The organism is Priestia sp. J2 (genome assembly GCF_020790095.1).
Lineage (GTDB): Bacteria > Bacillota > Bacilli > Bacillales > Bacillaceae_H > Priestia > Priestia zanthoxyli.
In genome coordinates, this window is the sequence record NZ_CP086208.1 from 1,139,849 (window position 1) to 1,159,669 (window position 19,821).

Genomic DNA, 19,821 nt, shown 5'->3' on the forward strand with positions numbered 1-19,821 from the left:
GATATCCTCCTTTTTCTATCCTCAAATTAAATTGTGTGAAATGTATTTAGGAATACTTTATTCGATTTTTATGTCACGGGCAAGAAAAAAGCTTTCTCACTATTATTATTTCCCTTTCAAAACGGAACAAAACGCTGATGTTTTTATCATGTTTTTATAAAGACGTACATAGATATCACCTGTATGTGATGAAAGAAAAAAGAGATCAGCTATAGAAAAACTGCACTTCGTAATTCTTAGGTGTAAATGCTTAATTATAGGAATATATTGTAAAAATACAAGAGGATAAGTCATTTACGTATTTTAATAGTTATTGAGATAGTTTTGAATAATTGGTTTTATTTTCAATATATTGGGTACTTAAGTAGAGTACTTTGCACACGATATTGCACCGAAAGACATCGGTTTATCGGACTAATTATTGTCTTATTTTGTCGAAGTAGTAGAATTTATGGAAACCATTCCTTATCATGTACAAAGTGACTAACAAAATACATAGGAGGTTCTGGTGTAGATGAGTGAGAAAGATCAAAACAGAACAACAGACGAAACAGCGGCTTCGCTAGAAACAGCGCCCGCTCCCAAAAAAGCGCCAGCTAAATGGATTATCATTTTGGCAGCTTTAATTGTGATTATTGGAGGAGCAATTACATTTGCTACGGTATTTAAAAAATCTCCTAAGCAGTTATATTTAATTTCTGAAGTAAATACGTATCAAAAAGCAGCAGATGAATTAGAAACGAAGTACAGTGAAACGATGGCTTATCAGGAAAAAGCGATGAAGCAGCCTTCTACCACAAATGCTACTATTAAAGGCGGCTTTAATATGGATTCACTTTCGTATGATCCAAGCTTTAAAATGATTCAAGATCTTATCAGTAAAGCTGAAATTAAAATTAAAGCGGAACAAGATTCGAAAAAAAGTGAAGGATATGGTTCACTGGCTCTTAATATCGGCGGTTCAAAAGCGCTTGATCTAGAAGGTTTTCAAACGAAAGAAAGAATAGGCTTTAAAGCTCCGATTCTAGCAAATGAATATTTCTATTTAAACTTAGACGAATATGGACAGGTAGCGCGTAAGTTCGATCCTTCGTATTCAGGTCCTGAAACGCTTGATATTAACACGAGTAACGTAAGTTTAGAAGACTTAAAGTTAACGGAAAAAGAAAAAACCTACATTGCAAAAGAGTACGGAACGTTCATTTATGATCAGCTAGACAGCGATTATTTTACAAAAGAAAAAAATGTGGATTATAAAACAAATGGCAAAACGCTTCAGTTAACAAGCGTGACGCTTAACATGTCTGACAAAGAAACAAAACAATTTATGGATAAACTTATTGCGAAGGTAGCAAAAGATGACAAGCTTCATACTATCTATGCAAATCACGTGTCTAAGCTGTTTAAATCTTCAGCAGCGACAAATCCAGAATTAAAAGATATGGCAGATCCAAAAGAATTGAAAAAATCAGTAAAAGAAAGTCTTCAAGACTTCCAAAAAGAAGCAAAAGATACGACTTACCCTGGCGGTGTTAAATCAACTGTGTACGTTCAAGATGATGTTGTTGTAGCTCGCGATATGAACATGGGCGTAAAAAATGCTTCTAACGATAAAGGAAAACTTAACGTCGTAACTAAAAATATTCCGTATGAAGATAACAAAACGGCTAAGCAGTTCAAAGCAGTCCTAACCGATAGCACTACCGATGATGCATTTACGTTTGATATGAAAAATGACGTAACAACGGAAAGTGAAAAGAGAAAAGAAAACATGTCTATTCATTTGTTAACAAAAGATTCAAAAGATGAAGACACGAATATGACGTTTAAAATGAATTCAGTAATCAACGGTAAAACCGATGCAAAACAGACGGCTGACCGTACTTTCTCTTTAGACTTAGGTGATCAAGAAGATCTAGTAGTAAACGGAGAAGTAAAGCAGAATCAAGCAATAAGTGCTTCAAAAGGAAAAGCAGATTATTCGTTTGATATTCGTACAAAAATAGGACCAAAAGCAGATCCTGCAAACGTTACGTTAAAAATTGACTCTGCTTCTCAATTAAAAAAATCAGCCTCTATTCCAGAGCTTGACGCATCTAATGCGACAAACGTAAAAGATGTGACGCCTGAAGATATGCTGTCGATTCAAGAAAATTTTGCTAAAAATGTTCAAGGTCTCATGATGAATATGGGAACCGCTGGTTACTAAAAGGTGCAAAGCAGATGAAGATATATTTCTCTTTGACTCTTTTTACATGTAAAGCTCTATTGAAAAATATAAAATCTCTCATACTGCTAATAATGATCCCTGCTCTGTTTTTACTTGGAGCAGGGATCATTATTAGTCAGACCATGCAAGGTGAGGAGAAAGTAAATCGGTTCCCCGTGGCCATTGTGGATAAAGATGATACTGCACAAACGAAGTACGTCATCGAACAGCTGACCGAAGGTAAGCTTCGCAAGATCATGAAGCCGCTTTACACGAATGAAGAGAAAGCTAAACAGCTGCTGCAGCAAAATAAAGTGGCAGCCATTGTAACGCTGCCAAAAGGTTTTAGTCACGATATTGCTCATGGGAAAAATCAGCCTTTACACGTCATTGGAAACAACAATAAGCCGCTTCAGTCACAGCTGTTTCGCTACGTGATGGAAAGTGCAGCCGACTACACGTCAGCTGCTCAAAGCGGTATTAATACGGTTGATGCCTTTTTAGAAAAAGAAAATGTTTCCGATGAAAAGAGACGCGCAGAATTTAAGAAGAGCTTAGTAACGTTTGGGCTTCATGTATTAGATAGAGGAAGTTTATTTGATGAACAAGTAGAAACGAGTTTCTTTCAGCAGGATATGAATCAATATTATGTGCTGTCTTTTGCTGCTTTGATGCTTATGATTTGGAGCTACGGCGGATGGCTGCTTGCTAGTGAAACGCAGACTTCTCCCGTGCTGGATCGAATGAAAACAAGAGGTGTATCGTTTCTTCGCATTTATTTAGCGCAGCTGACGGCTCTGTTTGTTCTTTTGCTACCGGTATCTGTCGTTTTGTTTGGAAGCCTCATTAAAGGACTGAAACTGCCTGTAACCGGTACGTACGGAGAGCTTTTTCTAGGGATAAGCGGAAGTTTGTTTGCTTTTTTATGTTTGTTTTTACTTCTTCGGGTTCTTTTTTTATCACAAAAAGCTTATCAACTAACCGGCATGCTGTTTATTTTGCTGAGTGCGATTTTAAGCGGACATGTTGTGCCGGTCGTCTATTTACCAGACTGGGCGAGTGGTTTTCAGAAATGGTCACTCAACACCCGCGTCTTGGAGCTGTTATTTTATGAATTTGATGGATATAACACAAACGAAGCTTTTCTTTACCTTAAGCCTATTCTCATTACGGCAGCAGGAAGTTTTGTTTTTGCTGTTGGCTACGTGATGACTTTGCAAAGGCGGTGGAGAAAATGATCAGTGAAAAAATAAAGCAGCTGCTGAAGCGTCCTATGCTTATTGTCATGATCTTCTTTTTACCTTTAATAGGAACGGTCATCAGCAGCTCATTTTTAGCAAAAGTACAAAGTGATTCAAAAATACCCGTTGCTCTTGTCGATCAAGACCACAGCAACATGTCTAAACAAGTGCTGGATCGACTGCGGAAAACAACAGAAATTCAGTTTCTTTCTATGAATGAAGAACAAGCGAGAAAGCAACTGGCAAAAAATAAAATTGACAGCATTTTTGTGTTTCCTAACGGATTTCAGCAAGAAGTAGAAGCGGGGAATTATCAAGGAGTCATTGATTTGCTTACGCTGCCTTCTTCCGTTGCGACAGAAGCGGTTCGAGAAGTCGTGGCCAGTGAAGTGACACGGTTAACGACAAATGTTAAAGCCGCAAATGAAGTGCGTTTTTTATATAAAGTCTATCACATTCATGTAGGACCGGATTTATGGAAAGAAGCGTATCACTATACCGATAACCAGTGGAAACCAAAGCCGCTGATGACAATTGATTACGAGGCGCAAGGAACGAAGAAGCATAAGAAGCAAGGGAGCGTTCAAATGACCGGATACGTGCCGCTATGGGGATTTTTTACGCTTTTACTTTGCTGCATCACATCAGATTGGATGATTAAAGAGCGGAGTCATCTTTTTAAACGAATGAAGACGATGCAAAAAGGACTTTATGGTTATATTCGAAGCGTCAGCGCCGCTTATGCTGTGCTATACGTGCTTCAAGCTCTCATCAGTTTTGCTCTATTTAAATGGCTGTATGGAGCAGAGTCTTACGGTGTGCTGCTGTATATGTGTATCTATGTGATCACATGCGTTGCTTTTAGCACGTGGCTTGCAAGTGAAAGTCAGCGAGTTGGCTCTTATTATATGATCAGCGTCGTCATGGTCACAGGACTCAGCATAATAGGAGGGAGCTTTTTCCCGGTAGGAGAGCTTTCTGCAACGATTGAAAGAATAAGTCAGTGGCTTCCGCAGCATCTGCTTCTGTATCAGCATGCGCTGCCGCTTACGCTCATTTGGAAAGAGATAGCTGTTTCCATTGCATGCATATGTTTGTGCGCGTTTAAAATAGTGTGGAATGTGAGGAGCATCAAATGATTGAAATTAACAATGTTAGCAAAACATACGGAAAAAAACGTTCGTTAGCAAATGTTACGCTGACCGTAGAAAGTGGAGAAGTCATTGGTCTTTTAGGACCAAACGGCGCTGGTAAGTCAACGCTTCTGTCTATTTTGTCTACCATTACGGCTCCTTCAAGCGGTAATGTCACGATTGGAGGCTTATCGCTTAAGAAAAATCAAAAAGCGATACGAGAAGTCATTGGCTACGTTCCACAAGACATAGCGCTGTGGGAAGAGCTTAGCGTAAAAGAAAACATGAAAATGTGGAGCAAAATGACTTCACGCTCTCTGTCGAATGAACAGCTTCAGTCTCTTTGCTCAGCTGTACAGCTCGAAGGAAGATGGAAGGAAAAAGTGAAAAATTTATCAGGAGGCATGAAGCGAAAGCTAAATATAGCCGTTTCGCTTATTCATGAACCGTCCGTTTTGTTAATGGATGAGCCAACAGTCGGAATTGATTTGCAGTCAAAGCTTGAGATTATCCGCTATATCAAACAGCTGGCGGCAAAAGGAAAGACGATCATCTATATTACCCATGATTTGAATGAAATCTTAGGCGTGTGTGATCGGTTTGCGGTCTTAAAGGAAGGAAAGCTGGAGTTTGTCGGCACGATGGACCAAGCGAAGGAAAAGACTGGAGAAGAGGCAGAAGAGAACGTTGTGTATAAGCTGCTGCATGATTAAGAGTAAGCAATCATAAAAAAAGAGCCGCTTCGTGAAGAAGCGGCTCTTTCTATTATGCTTGTGTAACTTCTTGTTCTGGTGAATGGCTTTCAGGCTGCACGCGTTCTTCCTCAGGAAGGGCACGTACTTCCACTTCTTTCATTTGGTGACCGTCCATTTCTTTTGCAATAAACTCGTATCCAAAAAGTTTGAACGATTCGCCTTCTTGAATATCGATATTTTGCATCAGCATCCAGCCGCCGATTGTATCGATATCATCGTTTTCAATTTCGATATGAAGCACTTCGTTGACTTCTTCAAGCAGTACTTTTGAGTTAAAGACAAAGTGCTGATCGTTGATTTTTTGAACAAGCGGCTTTTCATCTGTATCAAACTCATCTCGAATTTCTCCAACGATTTCTTCTAAAATATCTTCAACGGTAACGATACCAGCCGTACCGCCGTACTCGTCAATCAACACGGCCATATGTGTACGTTTCTTCTGCATCGAGCGCAGTAGGTCTTGAATCGCTACGGTTTCAATTACTTGAATAATAGGATTCATATAAAGCTTCACGCTTTGCTTTTTTAACGCATCGTTAATTACGACATCGTTTAGAATCTCTTTGACGTTGACTAAGCCGATAATGTTATCTTTATCTCCGTCAACGGTAACAGGGTAACGGGTGTAGCGATCTTCTACAGCAAGCTTTAAGAAATCTTCAATGCTGTCGTCTTCAGAAACAGCTGAAATTTCTGTTCTTGGTACCATGATTTCGCGAGCAACACGGTTATCGAATTCGAAAATGTTGTTCACGTACTTATATTCAGACTGGTTAATTTCCCCGCCTTTAAAACTTTCTGATAAAATAATGCGCAGCTCTTCTTCACTGTGCGCAAGTTCATGCTCTGAAGCTGGCTTTAATCCAAACATACCAGTTAATAAACGGGCAGAACCATTTAGTAACCAAATGAAAGGGAACATGATTTTATAGAATAAAATTAACGGACGAGCAAACAATAACGTAACTGTTTCAGCTTTTTGAATCGCAAATGTTTTTGGCGCTAATTCACCAACGACTACGTGAACAAACGTTACAAGCGCAAATGCGATAATGAATGAAAGAATATGTGTTAAAGATGCAGCAACACCAAGTTCTTCAAACAGAGGTTCCAAAATCTTCGCAACAGTCGGTTCTCCTAACCAACCGAGTCCTAAAGCAGTAATCGTAATACCAAGCTGACACGCAGATAAATACTCATCTAAGTGTGTCGTTACGGTTTTAACCGCATTCGCTCCTTTTTTGCCTTCAGCAACAAGTTGATCTACCCGTGAACTACGAAGCTTCACAATTGCAAACTCTGAAGCAACGAAAAAAGCAGTGAGTACAATTAAAATCGCAAAAATAATTAAGTTAATGGTTATCAATGAATATACTTACTTTATAGTGCTATAAAGTAAGTAAACACCTCCTGTAAATAATAAATTTACGACAGCAGCAGCAGTAAAGAGTGCAAAAGAGTGACGCTTTCTGGTGAAAGCCGATTCATCATTACTTTTCGATCTTCTTCGTTAAGCTTTTCCATAAGCGGTGCAACTTCTTTTAAACTGTCGTTTAGTACGTAAAATTTGGATGCTAATTCGTCTTTGGAGTGGCTATTCTCGGATTGCTCTACAGAAAAGAGAGAAGAAATCTCTTCAAGAGAACGGCCTTCGCTTTTTAATTTTTCAATTAAGTAAAGACGTTTCAGCGCCTCTTCGTTATAAAAGCGATAGTTAGAAGCAGAGCGTTCTGCTTTTAACAACCCAATGTTAGTATAATAGTCAACCGTGCGCTTCGTTACATGTGCCATCTCTGCAAGTTCGCCAATTTTGTATGTCGCAACCCCATCAGAATACCACCTCCTTTAACTATGTCAACCATCACGTGATGGTTTTTATCTACGCAACTATTTATCTTTTATCCTATCGTAATTAAGTATACGCACGTAAGATCAAAAAGTTTCATTTTTTTATTAGCATTCAGTATATCTCAAAATAAGGTAGTTTGACAAAGATTTTATAAAAAAAACTCGCTTATATTAAGCGAGTTTTTTAGTAGGATGACGTACGATAATGTGCATGCGTTCATACACATATTGAATACGTTCAGTATATTCTATGAACTCAGAGCTCATTGGAGATAGCTGATCAGCAATACGGTGCATAATAGCAGCTTCTTCTTTTAACGAATCTAAATTTTGAGTTCGGTCAATTCTAGATTTAAATGTTAACGAAATCATGTTATTCACCTCGTTGTTATATTACTTGTTATGAGACACTATGTCCGTGACTTTTATCACTCTAGTCAAAGGTGATAACGTAATTATTTGATGTTTGCCGGCATTTTGTGTAGGATGATTAGAAAAGGGTTTTTATGGGAGAATGAAATGAATTTAAAACGAATGCACCACGTAGCCATTATAGGAAGTAATTATGAACGTTCAAAAGCTTTTTATGTAAATGTGTTAGGATGCAAGATTATAGAAGAAACATATAGAAAAGAAAGAGATTCATATAAGCTAGATTTAGAAGTAGCTCCTGGCTATCAAATTGAGTTGTTCTCGTTTCCAAATCCGCCACAGCGTCCTTCAAGACCTGAAGCGTGCGGCTTACGCCATTTAGCTTTTGCGGTTGAAAGCGTAGAGGATTCCAAGCGTGAACTAGAGCAGCAAGGGATTGATGTGGAACCTATTAGGGTAGATGAACTAACGGGAAAAAAATTCACATTTTTTGCTGATCCGGACGGGTTACCGCTAGAGCTTTATGAAGAGAAAGAGGGGGAATAAGGAGTATGTGCAATTATTTATTCGTATACGGAACGCTTCTTGAAGGAGAAGGTAATCACGGGTTGCTGCATCATGCGCGCTCAATTGCCAAGCAGGCAAAAACGAAAGGAAAATTATATGATACTAAGCAAGGCTATCCGATGCTTGATATCGACAGTGAACACATTGTATACGGAGAAGTATATGAAGTGACCGATCAGCTTATGTGGAAGGCGCTTGATGAATTAGAAGGGTACATTCACGAAGGTCATAAAGACAATGAATATGATAAAGTTGTGCAAACGGTTGAAACGGACCAAGGTGAATTTGAAGCCGTTGTATATGTAGCAAGAGACCGTTCTCTGCTGCAAGAATTTATCCCAGGCGGAAACTGGCGCGTATGGAAAGAAGATTTATTAGAAGGCATGCTGTATTTTGCTTACGGTTCATGTATGGATAACGATCGTTTTATTAAGCACGGCGTTGATCAGCATTTCCAAGACTGTCTTGGCAGAGCTGTTTTTAAAGGCTATACGCTTCGGTATAACCACGTTATTCATGACGGAGGACGTGCAGACATGGTTGAAGAAGGCGGAGTTGTTGAAGGCAAACTGTACCGCGTGCCGCCCGAAGCAATTACGTATTTGTATGGCAGAGAAGGGGTAGATAATAACGGCTATCGTCCTGCTATTATTTCTGTCGAGCATGAAGGTAAGATGGTGGATCATGTTCTTACTTTTTTTGTGTTAAATAAAGAAAAAGAAGTCGCACCTCCGGATCACTATTCGACTGAAATTATTCGAGGAGCAACAGGTGTACTCAGCGAAGAATACGTTCAGAAGCTAATAGAGCAAGTACATGCGCTAAAAAATAGCGATGTTGTAAATAATTAATATAAAAAGACGCAGGGACAAAAGTAGTTTAGCTGAAGAAAGCTCCGAACGAGTAATCGTTCGGAGCTTTTCATTGTTATGGTGAACGCAGTCCAGATCATTGATCCCATTTGTTCGTCTCAAGGTTGGATTGATTTTGTTATGTTCTCTGTTGCATTAGCTAAAGGAAACAGAGAATTCTGTTTGAAATACACCGTCTTTTGATAAACGGTTGATGCCTAATTTTTCTTTGAAATTTCCGTTGTGGTCATGCGTATCTGCAATTCCAAACCAAGGTTCGATGCAAAGAAAAGGAGCGATTGTATGATTTTCTGCATCATACTTTGACCAAATACCGACATACGGGAAATCATTAAACTGAACGTTAATTTGATTTTCATTAACCGGTGATTTAATTGTAATTCCGTCAATATGGCTAAAAATTAACGCGTCATTTGCAAATAAATCTGCGCTTAGCGGCAGCTTGTGCAAGTTTTCTGCAGCCCCTTTTTCATGAATAAGAGCGTCTTTTAATACAAATTCCTTCGGCGTAGTTTCAGAAGGCTCTATTTCTAAAAAGTAATCAGAAATCTGCTCGTTTTCACGTAACGGAATACGAAAAGCAGGGTGGGCTCCAATTGAAAAATACATATCCTCTTTATCTTCATTTACTACTTTCCACTGAAACGTTAATCGATTGTTTTCCAGGCGGTAGCTAATTTCAACTGAACATTCAAATGGATATACGTCTTTAAACCGGCCGTTTGTGGCAAATTTCAGTCGTGCTGTTTCGTTTGTTTGCTCAATCACGGTGAAAGTAGAATCACGTAAAAAGCCGTGCTGAGGCAAAGAGTATTCGTGCTGATCAACGGTATACTGATCATTTTTTAATCGGCCTACGATTGGAAACAATACGGGCGATACTCGTCCCCAATAAGCGGGGTCTCCGCTCCACATAAACTGCAGGCCTTTTTCTTTATGAAATACTTCTACAACTTCCGCTCCTTTTTCTTCAACGCTGACTTTCATTTCGCTATTTTCTAGTACAATCATTACAACATCTCCCAAATCATTGTTGTACGCTAGAGCTGTCTCAAACGTACTGGCTTTGCTTATATTATACCCTTCTTGGCAAAAAAGGTATTAATTTCCCTATTTTTGTTCAAATTAATATAGAAAAAGGAGGGTTCAAATATGAATCATGCAACATTATTGCTCATTAAATTTGCAGCGGCACTTATTGCGTTTGGTATAGGCCTTGATTTATTTTTTGATGCAACCATCGGAGACATTATTTCTTTTAGCTTGCTAACGACAGTTGTGACATATCTAGTAGTGGATCGAATTGTACTGCCTCGAGTGGGCAACCGTGATGCCATTATTGTTGAATTTGTTCTAACATATATGAGCGTATGGATTTTTGGCACATTGTTATTAGACAGTTACGTTCAAATTGCTTGGGGAAGTATTATTTCTGCAGCAATTATTACATTTGCCGAGGTTTTTGTTCACCGCTACTTATTCAACCATATTGAAACAAAGCATACAGCGAGAACGCGCCCGGCTTTTAAACGAAAACTAGCGTATGACACAGAATTTGCAGAAGAACAGCATGTAGAAAACAAAGAAAATCCAAAATAAAAAGAGGCTGGAACAAAAGTGTTTTAGCTGAAGTGAAAAACGAACCACTAATCAACATGTCTGACTGATTAGTGGTTCGTTTTTGTTTGTTATGGTGAACATAGGTTTCATTTGTTTCGTTCTTTCTAGCAGTTGATTGGAGGGCGAGGCGAAGACTCCCGCGGAAAGCGAAGTCTTGCACGGAAATCGACTGGGGTGTCACAAGCGGTTCAGCTCATGTATCCCATTTGTTCGTCTTTAGGTTGGATTCATTTGGTTATGTCTCAACCTCTTTTTATGTGTTAATGCATAAAAGTCATTTCGTTTAAAGGCCAATATTTCATGTTGACTTCTCCCATGATTGAAGAAATGGGAGTGAGGCCAAAATGTCTTCCGTCCCGGCTTATGCGTCTGTTGTCACCTAGCACTAATACATATCCATCCGGTATCGTGCCGTCTGGAGACAGTTCGTACGTGGAAAAGTTTTCAGTAAATCGCTCGTAAACGGGCACTTTGGATAAATATTTATGAAGATGCGGCTCTTTTTTGACTTTGTTATTTATATACAGAACATCATCTTTGTATTCGACCGTTTCTCCTGGTAAGCCCACAATCCGCTTTACTAGAAAATCACTGCTATAGGGAGCTTGTAACACGACAATATCAAAGCGCTCCAGCTTGCTGTGTTTGTTAATAATAATTCGATTGCCTTCGTGCAAAATAGGCTTCATAGAATCGCCTTTTACAGTGTAGGGCTGAAACCAATAGTGCTGAACGACAACAGAAAGCAAAACGGTGCCGAGGATGACGCTTGTGTATGTAAGAATTTCACGCTTTATTTTTTTATTGATCATAATGGATGAACACCTTCTTAACGGTAAGACTATCAATTTAGGTTTTTCATAGAGATATAACAGTGTTGATTGTACCATTCAGAACTAAAGTTTTCCATATCTATCTGTTTATGCGTGTATCCCGAAAATATGCTTGGCGGAACAAAAAATGAAAAAAGCCGTTATTCTAGAAAATAACGGCTTTTCTTTATTATAACTGAGCGCGCTCAGTTCGAGTAGCTGGTTGATTTGGTTCTTCTTCCACAACAGGCTCAACAGGCTTATGCTGCTTGATTTCTTCTTCCAATTCAGCAATTCGCTTGTTTTTCTGTTTCACTTGTCCTCTTAGTTGAACAATTTTTACAAAGCTCAATGAAGCAGCAACAACTCCTCCAAACACAGCCGTTGTTAAGATGATTAAAATAAGAGGCCATTTTTGTGAACCAAATACATAGTTAAATTGTACAGGATCGTTGTTAATTACAGCTAAAACAGCAATGATAAGAGCAAATATAAGTCCTAAAATAAAAAAGCTCTGTCCTTTCATAAGCTGCACTTCCTTTCTTTACATGGTCATTACAACTTTTATAGCGTAACCACTCATCTTAAGTGTTTGCTATCTTGCTTATAGGTATACGTATCCACATTTAAACAAAATCAAACATTTTCTTGATTATATATATCTTTCTTTTAAAACACAATATATCGATTGATGTAGAAAGTTTGACATGTCCAAAGACCTGATAGAGGGGGATTTTTGAGGGAAGGGAGTAGGTATAAGGCTTCATTGTCATAAAAAAAGCACGCGTTCGCCGCGTGCTTTTTTTATGTATAAACTTAAAATGCGTTTAGGGTGTTATCGCTTAACCACTGTTTGCGTTCAGCTGCATCTTCGAATAACTCATCTGCATTTGTAAATTGAGAAGCAATGACATATTCAATTGTTGCAAGAGGAGCTGTTAGCAAACGCCAGTTTAATACGATTGTATTATCTTGAGTCGTAGCGTATTCTTCACCTAACTCGTCCCACTTAACAGATTCAGGAGCATTGTCAGCTGCTTTTTTAACAGATTTCAAAGCTTCTTGGAATTTTTCACCTGCGCGGCCTTGGTACCATTCTGTTAATAGTTGTCCAATACCTTCATTTGTTTGCTGCTCGTTCCAGCTTTCAGGTACTGTAGCAATGAATTTTGCACGGAATGTCATTTCAGCCTTTGCTACATCTCCACGAACGATGTTTAAGCGGTATTGACGCCCTAGGTAAGGGAATTTGTCTCCTTCTTCAAAAGAACCAGTTTTAGCTGCAGAAGCTGCTGCTTTAGGAGCCTCTTTTTTAGCTGTTTCTTTTTTTACTGCTTCTTTCTTTGGAGCAGCTGGCTTTTCCTCAGCTGGTTGTGAACCGTTTAGTTGTTTTAAAATCCATGTTGCTTTGCGTGCGATGATTGAACGCACATTGTTTTCATTAAGACCTCTTGGGATAATAACTTTTACCCCTTCTTTGTCACAAATTTGCACCGTGATATCGGTTCTATTTGGAACGACTTCAATTTTGTAGTCAATTGTTTGATTGCCTGTTTGATACGTATACATAAAATTTTTCGTACTCCTTTCTACAAATCTTCATTTTATAAGCAAAGGTAGAGTTTGGTCAAATGAAAGAATAATCAGACAGTTATCAACTGCTGTTGCAGCGCCTTGCAGGAAGATATGTATTCCAATATTTAGTGGAAAAGCGCCAATAATAATTGTTTCAATTCTTCTTTAGTTTTTACAAAAAAATATAAAAATATGCCGATACTACTAATATAGATTAGACATTCTATGTCTTTAGATTGTATAGGGGATGAAAAAATGAAAAAAGCTTTTCAAAGTTTACGCATGAAAATGCTATGTATGATTGCAGCCATGATGGCCATAACATCTACTGTAATTGAAGTAACCAATTATTATCTTATTGTGAAACAAGAGCAAGCAGCTTCGATTACGCTAGTGATTACATTTCTGTTTGTTTCTTTTACAACTACCGTGTTCTATTTTATCATACGTCGCTACATAATTGCGGTTGAAAATTTGTCAAAAACAATGAAAGGGATTTCAAACGGCGATTTATCTGTAGATGTTGTTCCTTTGAAAGGGAAAAATGAGATTAGTACACTCATATCTTCATTTAATGAAATGATGACTCACATGAGAATGCTGCGTCAGAAAATAAGTAAAACAAAGAGCACGGTCAGTCATTCCTCAGAGCAATTGCTTGTAAGCATGGAGGAAACAAAAACAGCTGTCACAGAAGTTACGATGTCTATTCAAGAAATTGCTGCGGGTTCTGATAAGCAGTTGCTAAGTGTGGTTGAAACCGAGCAAGCTATGGTGGATATGGCCAAGCTGCTTCAGAAAATGACTGATCATTCTTCAAAGGTACAACAATCGATGAACAGAGCCTCTGAACATGCTTCTACCGGAAATGTTGCGGTGAAAGATGTGACGAATCAAATGAATAAAATCTATGAAACCGTTAAGATATCGACCAGTGAAGTAAAGGGACTCGAAGATCGTTCCGCAGAGATTGGCCGCATTATTAATACGATTACAAGAATTGCTGAACAAACAAATCTTCTTGCACTTAATGCTGCTATTGAAGCTGCAAGGGCTGGAGAACATGGAAAAGGTTTTGCTGTAGTGGCAGGGGAAGTACGTAAGCTAGCGGAAGAATCTAAAACGTCCGCTATACAAATCAGTCATTTGTTAAAAGAAATTGAAGTACAGGCAAAGCGGGCTTATCGAAACATGGAAGTGAATACGGAAGAAGTCACGCTTGGTATTGCCACTGTCGAAGATGTAACGCAACAGTTTTCCACAATTATGGAAGATGTCTTTGCCGCTCAAGAACAAATGAACAAAATGACAAAGGCAACAGGAGAGATTGATGGGTATTCGTTTAAGGTAATGGAGTCCGTCATGGCCCTTTCAGAGGTTGCTAAACAAGCAGCTGCTTACGCTGAAGAAGTAGCTGCGGCTTCACAAGAGGAGTTAGCATCTATAGAAGAACTTGTGATGTTGGCAGCTAATTTAAAAGCTACGGTAAGTGAGTCCTGAAGTCTATCTTGATATGTACGTAATACGCGCAGTTTTCTGCGTGTATTCGTTTTATTTATATCTTTTATAGAAAACGATAAATAGAATTGACACGTTATCAAAGCAGTTGTATAGTGAGTACGCAAGGCGGCAGTCTGTCTTTTTTAATTCTTAGTAAACTTATAAGTTAAATAAAATATTTAAGTACTATATAAGGAGACAAAGAGATGAAAAATGAATTCCGTTTGGCAACAAATGACGACGCGGATAACTTATTGAACTTAACTCTACAAGCATATAAGCCTATCCGAGAGCTAGGCATTCCTTTCTTAGCAGCTACTGCTGATCTTGCCCTCGTTAAGAAAAATATTTCTCAAAACCTTTGCTATGTATATGAAGAAGAGAAAAGAATCGCTGCTACTGTGTCGATACGAATGCCTTGGGGAGAACATCCAGGTCCGTTTGCTGTTCCGCACTTTTGGTGGTTTGCAGTGGACCCGTCGTTTGCCAGGAAAGGCGTTGGATCTAAGCTGCTTCATCTAGTAGAGGAAGAGGTAATAAAAAATACGTTTAAATCGCCAGGTGTGTCTTTAGGAACAGCAAAAGAACATCCTTGGTTAGTTGAGATGTATGAACGAAAAGGATATGTTCAAGCTAAAGAAAAGCACCTTGCAGAAGGCTATACGACCGTATTTCTTTATAAAAAATTCAATGAGGTACACTCTTTGTCATAAAAGATAGAGAAGTGGTCTAAATTAAGAAATGTGAAAGAGTGATAAATATGACAGATCAATTACTACTAAATACGCTAATAGACATACGCCGTGAGCTGCACCGGTTTCCAGAGCTTTCAATGAAAGAATATGAAACAACTAAACGTATTAAAAAGTGGTTAAAGCACTACGATATTTCTATAGCGGATGCATTCCATTTAGACGTGGGAGCAGTAGCGGAAATTGTGGGAGGAAAGCCGGGACCTACTATCGCTATTCGAGCTGATATTGATGCGCTGCCAATTGAAGAAAAAACCAATCTGCCATTTGCTTCTGAAGTGAACGGTGTTATGCACGCATGCGGACATGATTTTCATACGGCTTCTATAATCGGAGCAGCCATTCTTCTCAAAGAGCGTCAGCAGGAGCTTTGCGGTACGGTTCGATTTATCTTTCAACCGGCCGAAGAAACGGCTTCTGGGGCAAAAATGCTCGTTGAAAAAGGTGTGCTCGAAGGAGTAGAAGCGATATTTGGGATGCATAACAAACCGAATCTTCCTGTAGGAACCATTGGTGTCAAATCGGGACCTTTAATGGCAAGTGTTGATCGTTTTGAAATTGACGTCAAAGGAGTAGGCGGTCACGCAGGTATTCCAGAAAAAACAGTAGATCCGATTGCTGCTGCTGGTCAAATTGTTACTAGTTTACAAACCATTGTCAGCCGTAATCTCAGCCCATTTCAAAATGTTGTTGTCAGCATAACTCAAATCCACGGAGGGAGCTCGTGGAACGTCATTCCTGACAAAGTAACGCTTGAAGGAACGGTGCGTACCTTTCAAGAAGAAGCGAGAGAAAAAATACCGGCTCTTATGAAACGATCTGCTGAAGGGATTGGAGCAGCTTTCGGGGCTTCAGTAGACGTTAAATGGTATCCGTATCTTCCTGTAGTAAACAATGATGATACGCTGGAAAAATTGGTTATTAACGCTGCAGAGAATCTTAGTTATCAAGTCGTAGAAGCTGAACAATCGCCTGGAGGAGAAGATTTTGCCGTATATCAGCAGCGTGTACCAGGATTTTTTGTATGGATGGGTACGGCTGGAGAATATGAATGGCACCACCCTTCTTTTTCATTAAATGAAGAGGCATTACTTGTAGCAGCTTCTTATTTTGCTAATCTAAGCTTTGACTTTTTGAATTCATTCCATTACCAAAAAAATTAAAATATTTTTATTTTTCTATTTACGCGGATAGAATTGTTTGATAAAATAAACTTTAAATTAAAAAAGTTATCACGAGTGGACGAGAGATCTGGCTCTTTGACTCCACAGCAACCTACGAATGTAAGGTGCTCCTACCAGCAAAGCATGTGCTTTGGGTGATAAAACGGGTGAAAAACTCATTTTGCATCAAAGCAAAATGAGTTTTTTTTATTTTTCTAAAAGGAGAGGGTTTTATGAGTCATACAGCAGTTGCAGCACATACAGGAGAGAAAGCATTAAAGGAAGCCGTAAAATTATTAGGAAAGCATTATCAAGTAGCTTATCGTGAATTAGAAACATTTTATGAAATTGTGGTCGAAAACCATGTTCGTACATATGCTGTAGGCATAGATATTAAAGATGTACAAAAAGCAAATGAACTAGAAATTTATTCATCATGCTGTTCCAAGCTTGAGCGAGTAGGCTGTCTTTTATAGAAGAAGTTTGCTCGCGCCTCTATTTTTTTAGTGTTTTTAAATAGAAAGCATGTTTTTTGACAATTGAAGAATCTGGTGGGTATAATCATTACTCACTAGGTTTTAAAATTAATCATAAATTGTCGAAATTTTTACACAAATTAAAGGTTACATTCGAAATGAATTGTGGTATGTTATAAAACAAGAATATTTTATGAAAGGAGCATTGAAATGGAAATGTCTCTTGAACATGGAAACGATGCAGGAAGCGAACAGCTTATTGATCGTATCCTAGACTTTTTAGAAGATGACGAAAAGTAAAAAAAAGAGTGTGCGGTGCTAGCCCTAGCCGCGCACTCTTTTTTTATCATGTGCGTCAAGGAAGCGCATACTATGATACATAGGGATAGAATGAAAGGGTCTCTGTCAAAGGGATTGACGAATCGTTTTGTTTGATGGAAAATTTAGAAAAAGGAAAGAGATGAAGGGTATGTCGAACAAAACATCTTTGTATCAAACAAAAGAACAGTTAAAGAAGCTTGTAAGCGAATTGGTTTCTATACCTAGCGTGACAGGAACGATGGCAGAAGTGGAAATGGCTGAATCGATAGCGTCGTATTTATTGAAGCTGCCTTACTTTCAAAAAAACGAGCAAGTTGAGCTTCATTCAACAGGAGACGGGCGATCGATTGTCACAGCTTTTGTTGAAGGAAAAAATACGAATAAAACAGTTGTATTAGTCAGTCATTACGACGTAGTGGATGTACAAGATTATGGACAGTGGAAAAAGGATGCTTTTCACGCTGATACGTTAACGAGTACTTTTTATAATGATATGGAACAAGTTCCGGCGCACGTACAAAAAGATATGATAAAAGGAGACTGGCTTTTTGGCCGAGGAACGATGGACATGAAAGCAGGTATTGCTCTGCATATCAGTATGATTGAACGAGCATGCAACGGAGAGTTTGACGGAAACATCCTGCTTCTGTCGGTACCGGATGAAGAAGTAAATTCGCTCGGAATGAGAAAAGCAGTGCCTGTTCTTTTAGAACTTGCGTGCAAACATCAGCTGGATTTTTCTCTCATGCTAAATGCAGAACCAGTATTCAGCCGCTATCCTGGTGATCAAACGAACTATGTGTACTCAGGATCGATTGGCAAGATCATGCCAAGCTTTTTGTGTTATGGAAAAGAAACTCATGTAGGGGAACCGCTAGCTGGTTTAAATGCTAATTTACTAGCTTCTTATTTAACAAAAGAAATAGAACTAAACGTTGATTTTTGCGAAAAAGTAAGAGATGAAACGAGTCCACCTCCTACGGTACTGATACAAAAAGATTTAAAAGAAGAGTATTCCGTTCAAGTTCCGCACTCTGCCGTTGTATTATTTAATTTATTTATGTTAAACCGCTCTCTTAAAGAAGTAACAGATCTGCTGTTGAAATCGGCTGACAAAGCGGCTTTGAATGTAAAAAAACATTATAATAAAGCTGCTAGGCAGTACGCTGCGGGAATGGAGGGTTCATCCCTTGACGTGAACGTATGGACGTATGAAGAACTTTATACTCATGCAGTCAAACAGCACGGTGAAAAATATGTGCAAGAAATGGAAGCAGCACTTTTGGCACAAGAAGATGATGACAGAAATAAAACCATTAAATTAGTAAACTCTTTAGCTGGTTTATGTAAAGAAGCAGCTCCGATGATAGTCTTATTTTTTACGCCGCCTTTTTACCCGGCCGTTTGTTCACATGATGATCTCTTTGTACAAAGGATTTTGTCAAACGTACAGGCAGCTGCCAAAGAGCAATTCCAAGTGGAGCTAGTTGAACAAAGTTATTTTGGCGGAATTTCGGATTTAAGCTATGCCAGCCTGCAGCACCCGCTTCATACATTTAACACGTTAGTAGCCAATATGCCTCTATGGAATAAAGGATATCATATCCCGCTAGAAGAGCAAGAGGAGCTGAAGATGCCGGTGCTGAACATTGGACCGCTGGGAAGAGATGCGCATCAATGGACCGAAAGATTAGACGTTCAGTATTCCTTTGAGATTTTGCCTCACTTCATTTATCAAGCTATAAAAGAAGCACAGAAATAAACATCCGCCCGCGGATGTTTATTTGTTGAATTTAAAAGAAGCTCCTTGTACGGTAATTTGTTGCGGTGTTAGAGCGTGATCCAATTCAACCAAAAATGGACGCTCTCCAACTTTTTTTAATGTATTATGGACAACACCTTGTGTTCCGCTGCAAAAAATAAGGTTTCCTCCATTGACATATAGTTTTTGACAACGTGCATCAAGTAAAGAGTCTTTGTAGCTTTCGCCAGCCTGAACGTCCAGCAGTTTTGTCCATTTGCTGATGGATTCTTCAAGGTTATGTACAGCACAGTAAATGTTTTTTAGCTGCAGCTGACCGGCTTGATGGGAAGAAAGAGCCGCTAGCTTTGGCTTGCGTTTTTCTTCTGGTTCACCCCACTCAATAAAGAAAGGAAAAGGGAGGGCATCATGGTCACCTTCAATAAAACACATTTGCCATTGAAGTGTTTCTCCATTATTAGTTTGACGAGACCCCGCTACAGGGCCTTTTACAGTGTAGCCCTTGTCTTTCAGCTCGGTTATGAGCAAATCCATATCATCTGTACGAAGGGCAAATCGCCCAAAATGACCAAACGGCGTATGTTCGTTAACAAGCTGCTGAATAAGGTCATTATCTGTAACTGTTTGAGCTAATGCGATATCTGTAAGCCCAAGCCACTCAATATAGCTCAGGTGAAAATAAGCCAACGTGTTAAAAGTGCCCCATTTTTCATGGGTACCGCCTTTAATAACATTGATTCCGTATTCGTTTAGTTCTTTCTGAGCTTTAATAGGATCAGGTGAAAAATGAACAAGGTGATCAAAAGATAGGCGCATGGATAGTCCTCCTTTTAAGAGAGAGTC

Annotated in this window: 20 protein-coding genes and 1 riboswitch; of the genes, 12 read left to right on the top strand and 8 right to left on the bottom strand. The window is 38.9% G+C overall.

Going from position 1 to position 19,821, the window contains the following annotated elements; genetic code table 11:
* The first annotated feature begins 514 nt into the window (after positions 1-514).
* Genes LJY09_RS05815 through LJY09_RS05830 form a run of 4 tightly spaced genes read left to right on the top strand, consistent with a single transcriptional unit; the run spans position 515 to position 5,296 of the window.
* Positions 515-2,209 carry a DUF6583 family protein gene (locus LJY09_RS05815; RefSeq protein ID WP_228307597.1) on the top strand — a complete coding sequence of 565 codons (1,695 nt, stop codon included), beginning with the start codon at positions 515-517 and terminating at the stop codon, positions 2,207-2,209.
* Between the two features lie 14 nt (positions 2,210-2,223).
* A complete protein-coding gene (locus LJY09_RS05820; RefSeq protein ID WP_228307599.1) occupies positions 2,224-3,447 on the top strand; it encodes an ABC transporter permease in 1,224 nt (407 codons plus the stop codon).
* Positions 3,444-4,589 carry an ABC transporter permease gene (locus LJY09_RS05825; protein ID WP_228307600.1) on the top strand — a complete coding sequence of 382 codons (1,146 nt, stop codon included), beginning with the start codon at positions 3,444-3,446 and terminating at the stop codon, positions 4,587-4,589. The genes LJY09_RS05820 and LJY09_RS05825 overlap by 4 nt, the downstream gene beginning before the upstream one ends.
* The gene (locus LJY09_RS05830) at positions 4,586-5,296 is read left to right on the top strand and encodes an ABC transporter ATP-binding protein (RefSeq protein ID WP_228307602.1); all 711 of its coding nucleotides are present in this window, start codon (positions 4,586-4,588) and stop codon (positions 5,294-5,296) included. The genes LJY09_RS05825 and LJY09_RS05830 overlap by 4 nt, the downstream gene beginning before the upstream one ends.
* Before the next feature lie 52 nt (positions 5,297-5,348).
* Here the strand turns inward: LJY09_RS05830 and LJY09_RS05835 are convergent, their stop codons facing one another.
* The 3 genes from LJY09_RS05835 to LJY09_RS05845 form a co-directional block, all read right to left on the bottom strand.
* Positions 5,349-6,704: a hemolysin family protein gene (locus LJY09_RS05835; RefSeq protein WP_028414214.1), complete on the bottom strand. Its 1,356-nt coding sequence runs from the start codon at positions 6,702-6,704 to the stop codon at positions 5,349-5,351.
* A gap of 59 nt (positions 6,705-6,763) precedes the next feature.
* Positions 6,764-7,129, bottom strand: a complete 366-nt coding sequence (locus LJY09_RS05840; RefSeq protein ID WP_033578339.1) for a MerR family transcriptional regulator — start codon at positions 7,127-7,129, stop codon at positions 6,764-6,766.
* A gap of 228 nt (positions 7,130-7,357) precedes the next feature.
* On the bottom strand, positions 7,358-7,558 hold the full coding sequence (locus LJY09_RS05845) for a hypothetical protein (RefSeq protein WP_028414212.1): 201 nt from the start codon (positions 7,556-7,558) through the stop codon (positions 7,358-7,360).
* Positions 7,559-7,705: 147 nt separating this feature from the next.
* Here LJY09_RS05845 and LJY09_RS05850 point away from each other — a divergent pair, with 147 nt between their 5' ends.
* Entirely contained in the window at positions 7,706-8,104 is a 399-nt protein-coding gene (locus LJY09_RS05850) for an SMU1112c/YaeR family gloxylase I-like metalloprotein (protein WP_014461134.1), read from the top strand.
* A 5-nt stretch (positions 8,105-8,109) separates the two neighbouring features.
* Positions 8,110-8,976: a gamma-glutamylcyclotransferase family protein gene (locus LJY09_RS05855; RefSeq protein WP_140450289.1), complete on the top strand. Its 867-nt coding sequence runs from the start codon at positions 8,110-8,112 to the stop codon at positions 8,974-8,976.
* A gap of 156 nt (positions 8,977-9,132) precedes the next feature.
* On the opposite strand, the gene LJY09_RS05860 is transcribed toward LJY09_RS05855, so the two are convergent.
* On the bottom strand, positions 9,133-10,008 hold the full coding sequence (locus tag LJY09_RS05860; RefSeq protein ID WP_228307604.1) for an aldose 1-epimerase family protein: 876 nt from the start codon (positions 10,006-10,008) through the stop codon (positions 9,133-9,135).
* A 141-nt stretch (positions 10,009-10,149) separates the two neighbouring features.
* Here LJY09_RS05860 and LJY09_RS05865 point away from each other — a divergent pair, with 141 nt between their 5' ends.
* Positions 10,150-10,596 carry a YndM family protein gene (locus tag LJY09_RS05865; protein WP_016763336.1) on the top strand — a complete coding sequence of 149 codons (447 nt, stop codon included), beginning with the start codon at positions 10,150-10,152 and terminating at the stop codon, positions 10,594-10,596.
* Positions 10,597-10,877: 281 nt separating this feature from the next.
* On the opposite strand, the gene lepB is transcribed toward LJY09_RS05865, so the two are convergent.
* From lepB to LJY09_RS05880, 3 genes are all read right to left on the bottom strand, one after another.
* A complete protein-coding gene (gene lepB, locus LJY09_RS05870; protein WP_155010304.1) occupies positions 10,878-11,429 on the bottom strand; it encodes a signal peptidase I in 552 nt (183 codons plus the stop codon).
* A gap of 190 nt (positions 11,430-11,619) precedes the next feature.
* On the bottom strand, positions 11,620-11,955 hold the full coding sequence (locus tag LJY09_RS05875) for a LapA family protein (RefSeq protein ID WP_014461129.1): 336 nt from the start codon (positions 11,953-11,955) through the stop codon (positions 11,620-11,622).
* Between the two features lie 290 nt (positions 11,956-12,245).
* Entirely contained in the window at positions 12,246-12,998 is a 753-nt protein-coding gene (locus tag LJY09_RS05880) for a M48 family metallopeptidase (RefSeq protein ID WP_028414208.1), read from the bottom strand.
* A gap of 261 nt (positions 12,999-13,259) precedes the next feature.
* On the opposite strand from LJY09_RS05880, the gene LJY09_RS05885 reads away from it, so the two are divergent.
* From LJY09_RS05885 to LJY09_RS05905, 5 genes are all read left to right on the top strand, one after another.
* Complete coding sequence (locus LJY09_RS05885; RefSeq protein ID WP_186819738.1) at positions 13,260-14,504, top strand: methyl-accepting chemotaxis protein; 1,245 nt, start codon at positions 13,260-13,262, stop codon at positions 14,502-14,504.
* Positions 14,505-14,710: 206 nt separating this feature from the next.
* The gene (locus LJY09_RS05890) at positions 14,711-15,217 is read left to right on the top strand and encodes a GNAT family N-acetyltransferase (RefSeq protein WP_155010302.1); all 507 of its coding nucleotides are present in this window, start codon (positions 14,711-14,713) and stop codon (positions 15,215-15,217) included.
* Positions 15,218-15,264: 47 nt separating this feature from the next.
* On the top strand, positions 15,265-16,419 hold the full coding sequence (locus tag LJY09_RS05895; protein ID WP_098112676.1) for an amidohydrolase: 1,155 nt from the start codon (positions 15,265-15,267) through the stop codon (positions 16,417-16,419).
* A 63-nt stretch (positions 16,420-16,482) separates the two neighbouring features.
* A riboswitch (SAM riboswitch) is annotated at positions 16,483-16,584 on the top strand.
* A 68-nt stretch (positions 16,585-16,652) separates the two neighbouring features.
* Complete coding sequence (locus tag LJY09_RS05900; protein WP_028414204.1) at positions 16,653-16,895, top strand: hypothetical protein; 243 nt, start codon at positions 16,653-16,655, stop codon at positions 16,893-16,895.
* A gap of 469 nt (positions 16,896-17,364) precedes the next feature.
* Positions 17,365-18,978, top strand: a complete 1,614-nt coding sequence (locus LJY09_RS05905) for a M20/M25/M40 family metallo-hydrolase (RefSeq protein ID WP_228307606.1) — start codon at positions 17,365-17,367, stop codon at positions 18,976-18,978.
* A gap of 18 nt (positions 18,979-18,996) precedes the next feature.
* Here LJY09_RS05905 and LJY09_RS05910 read toward each other — a convergent pair whose 3' ends face one another.
* Positions 18,997-19,794 carry a VOC family protein gene (locus tag LJY09_RS05910; protein WP_155010300.1) on the bottom strand — a complete coding sequence of 266 codons (798 nt, stop codon included), beginning with the start codon at positions 19,792-19,794 and terminating at the stop codon, positions 18,997-18,999.
* Positions 19,795-19,821 lie beyond the last annotated feature (27 nt).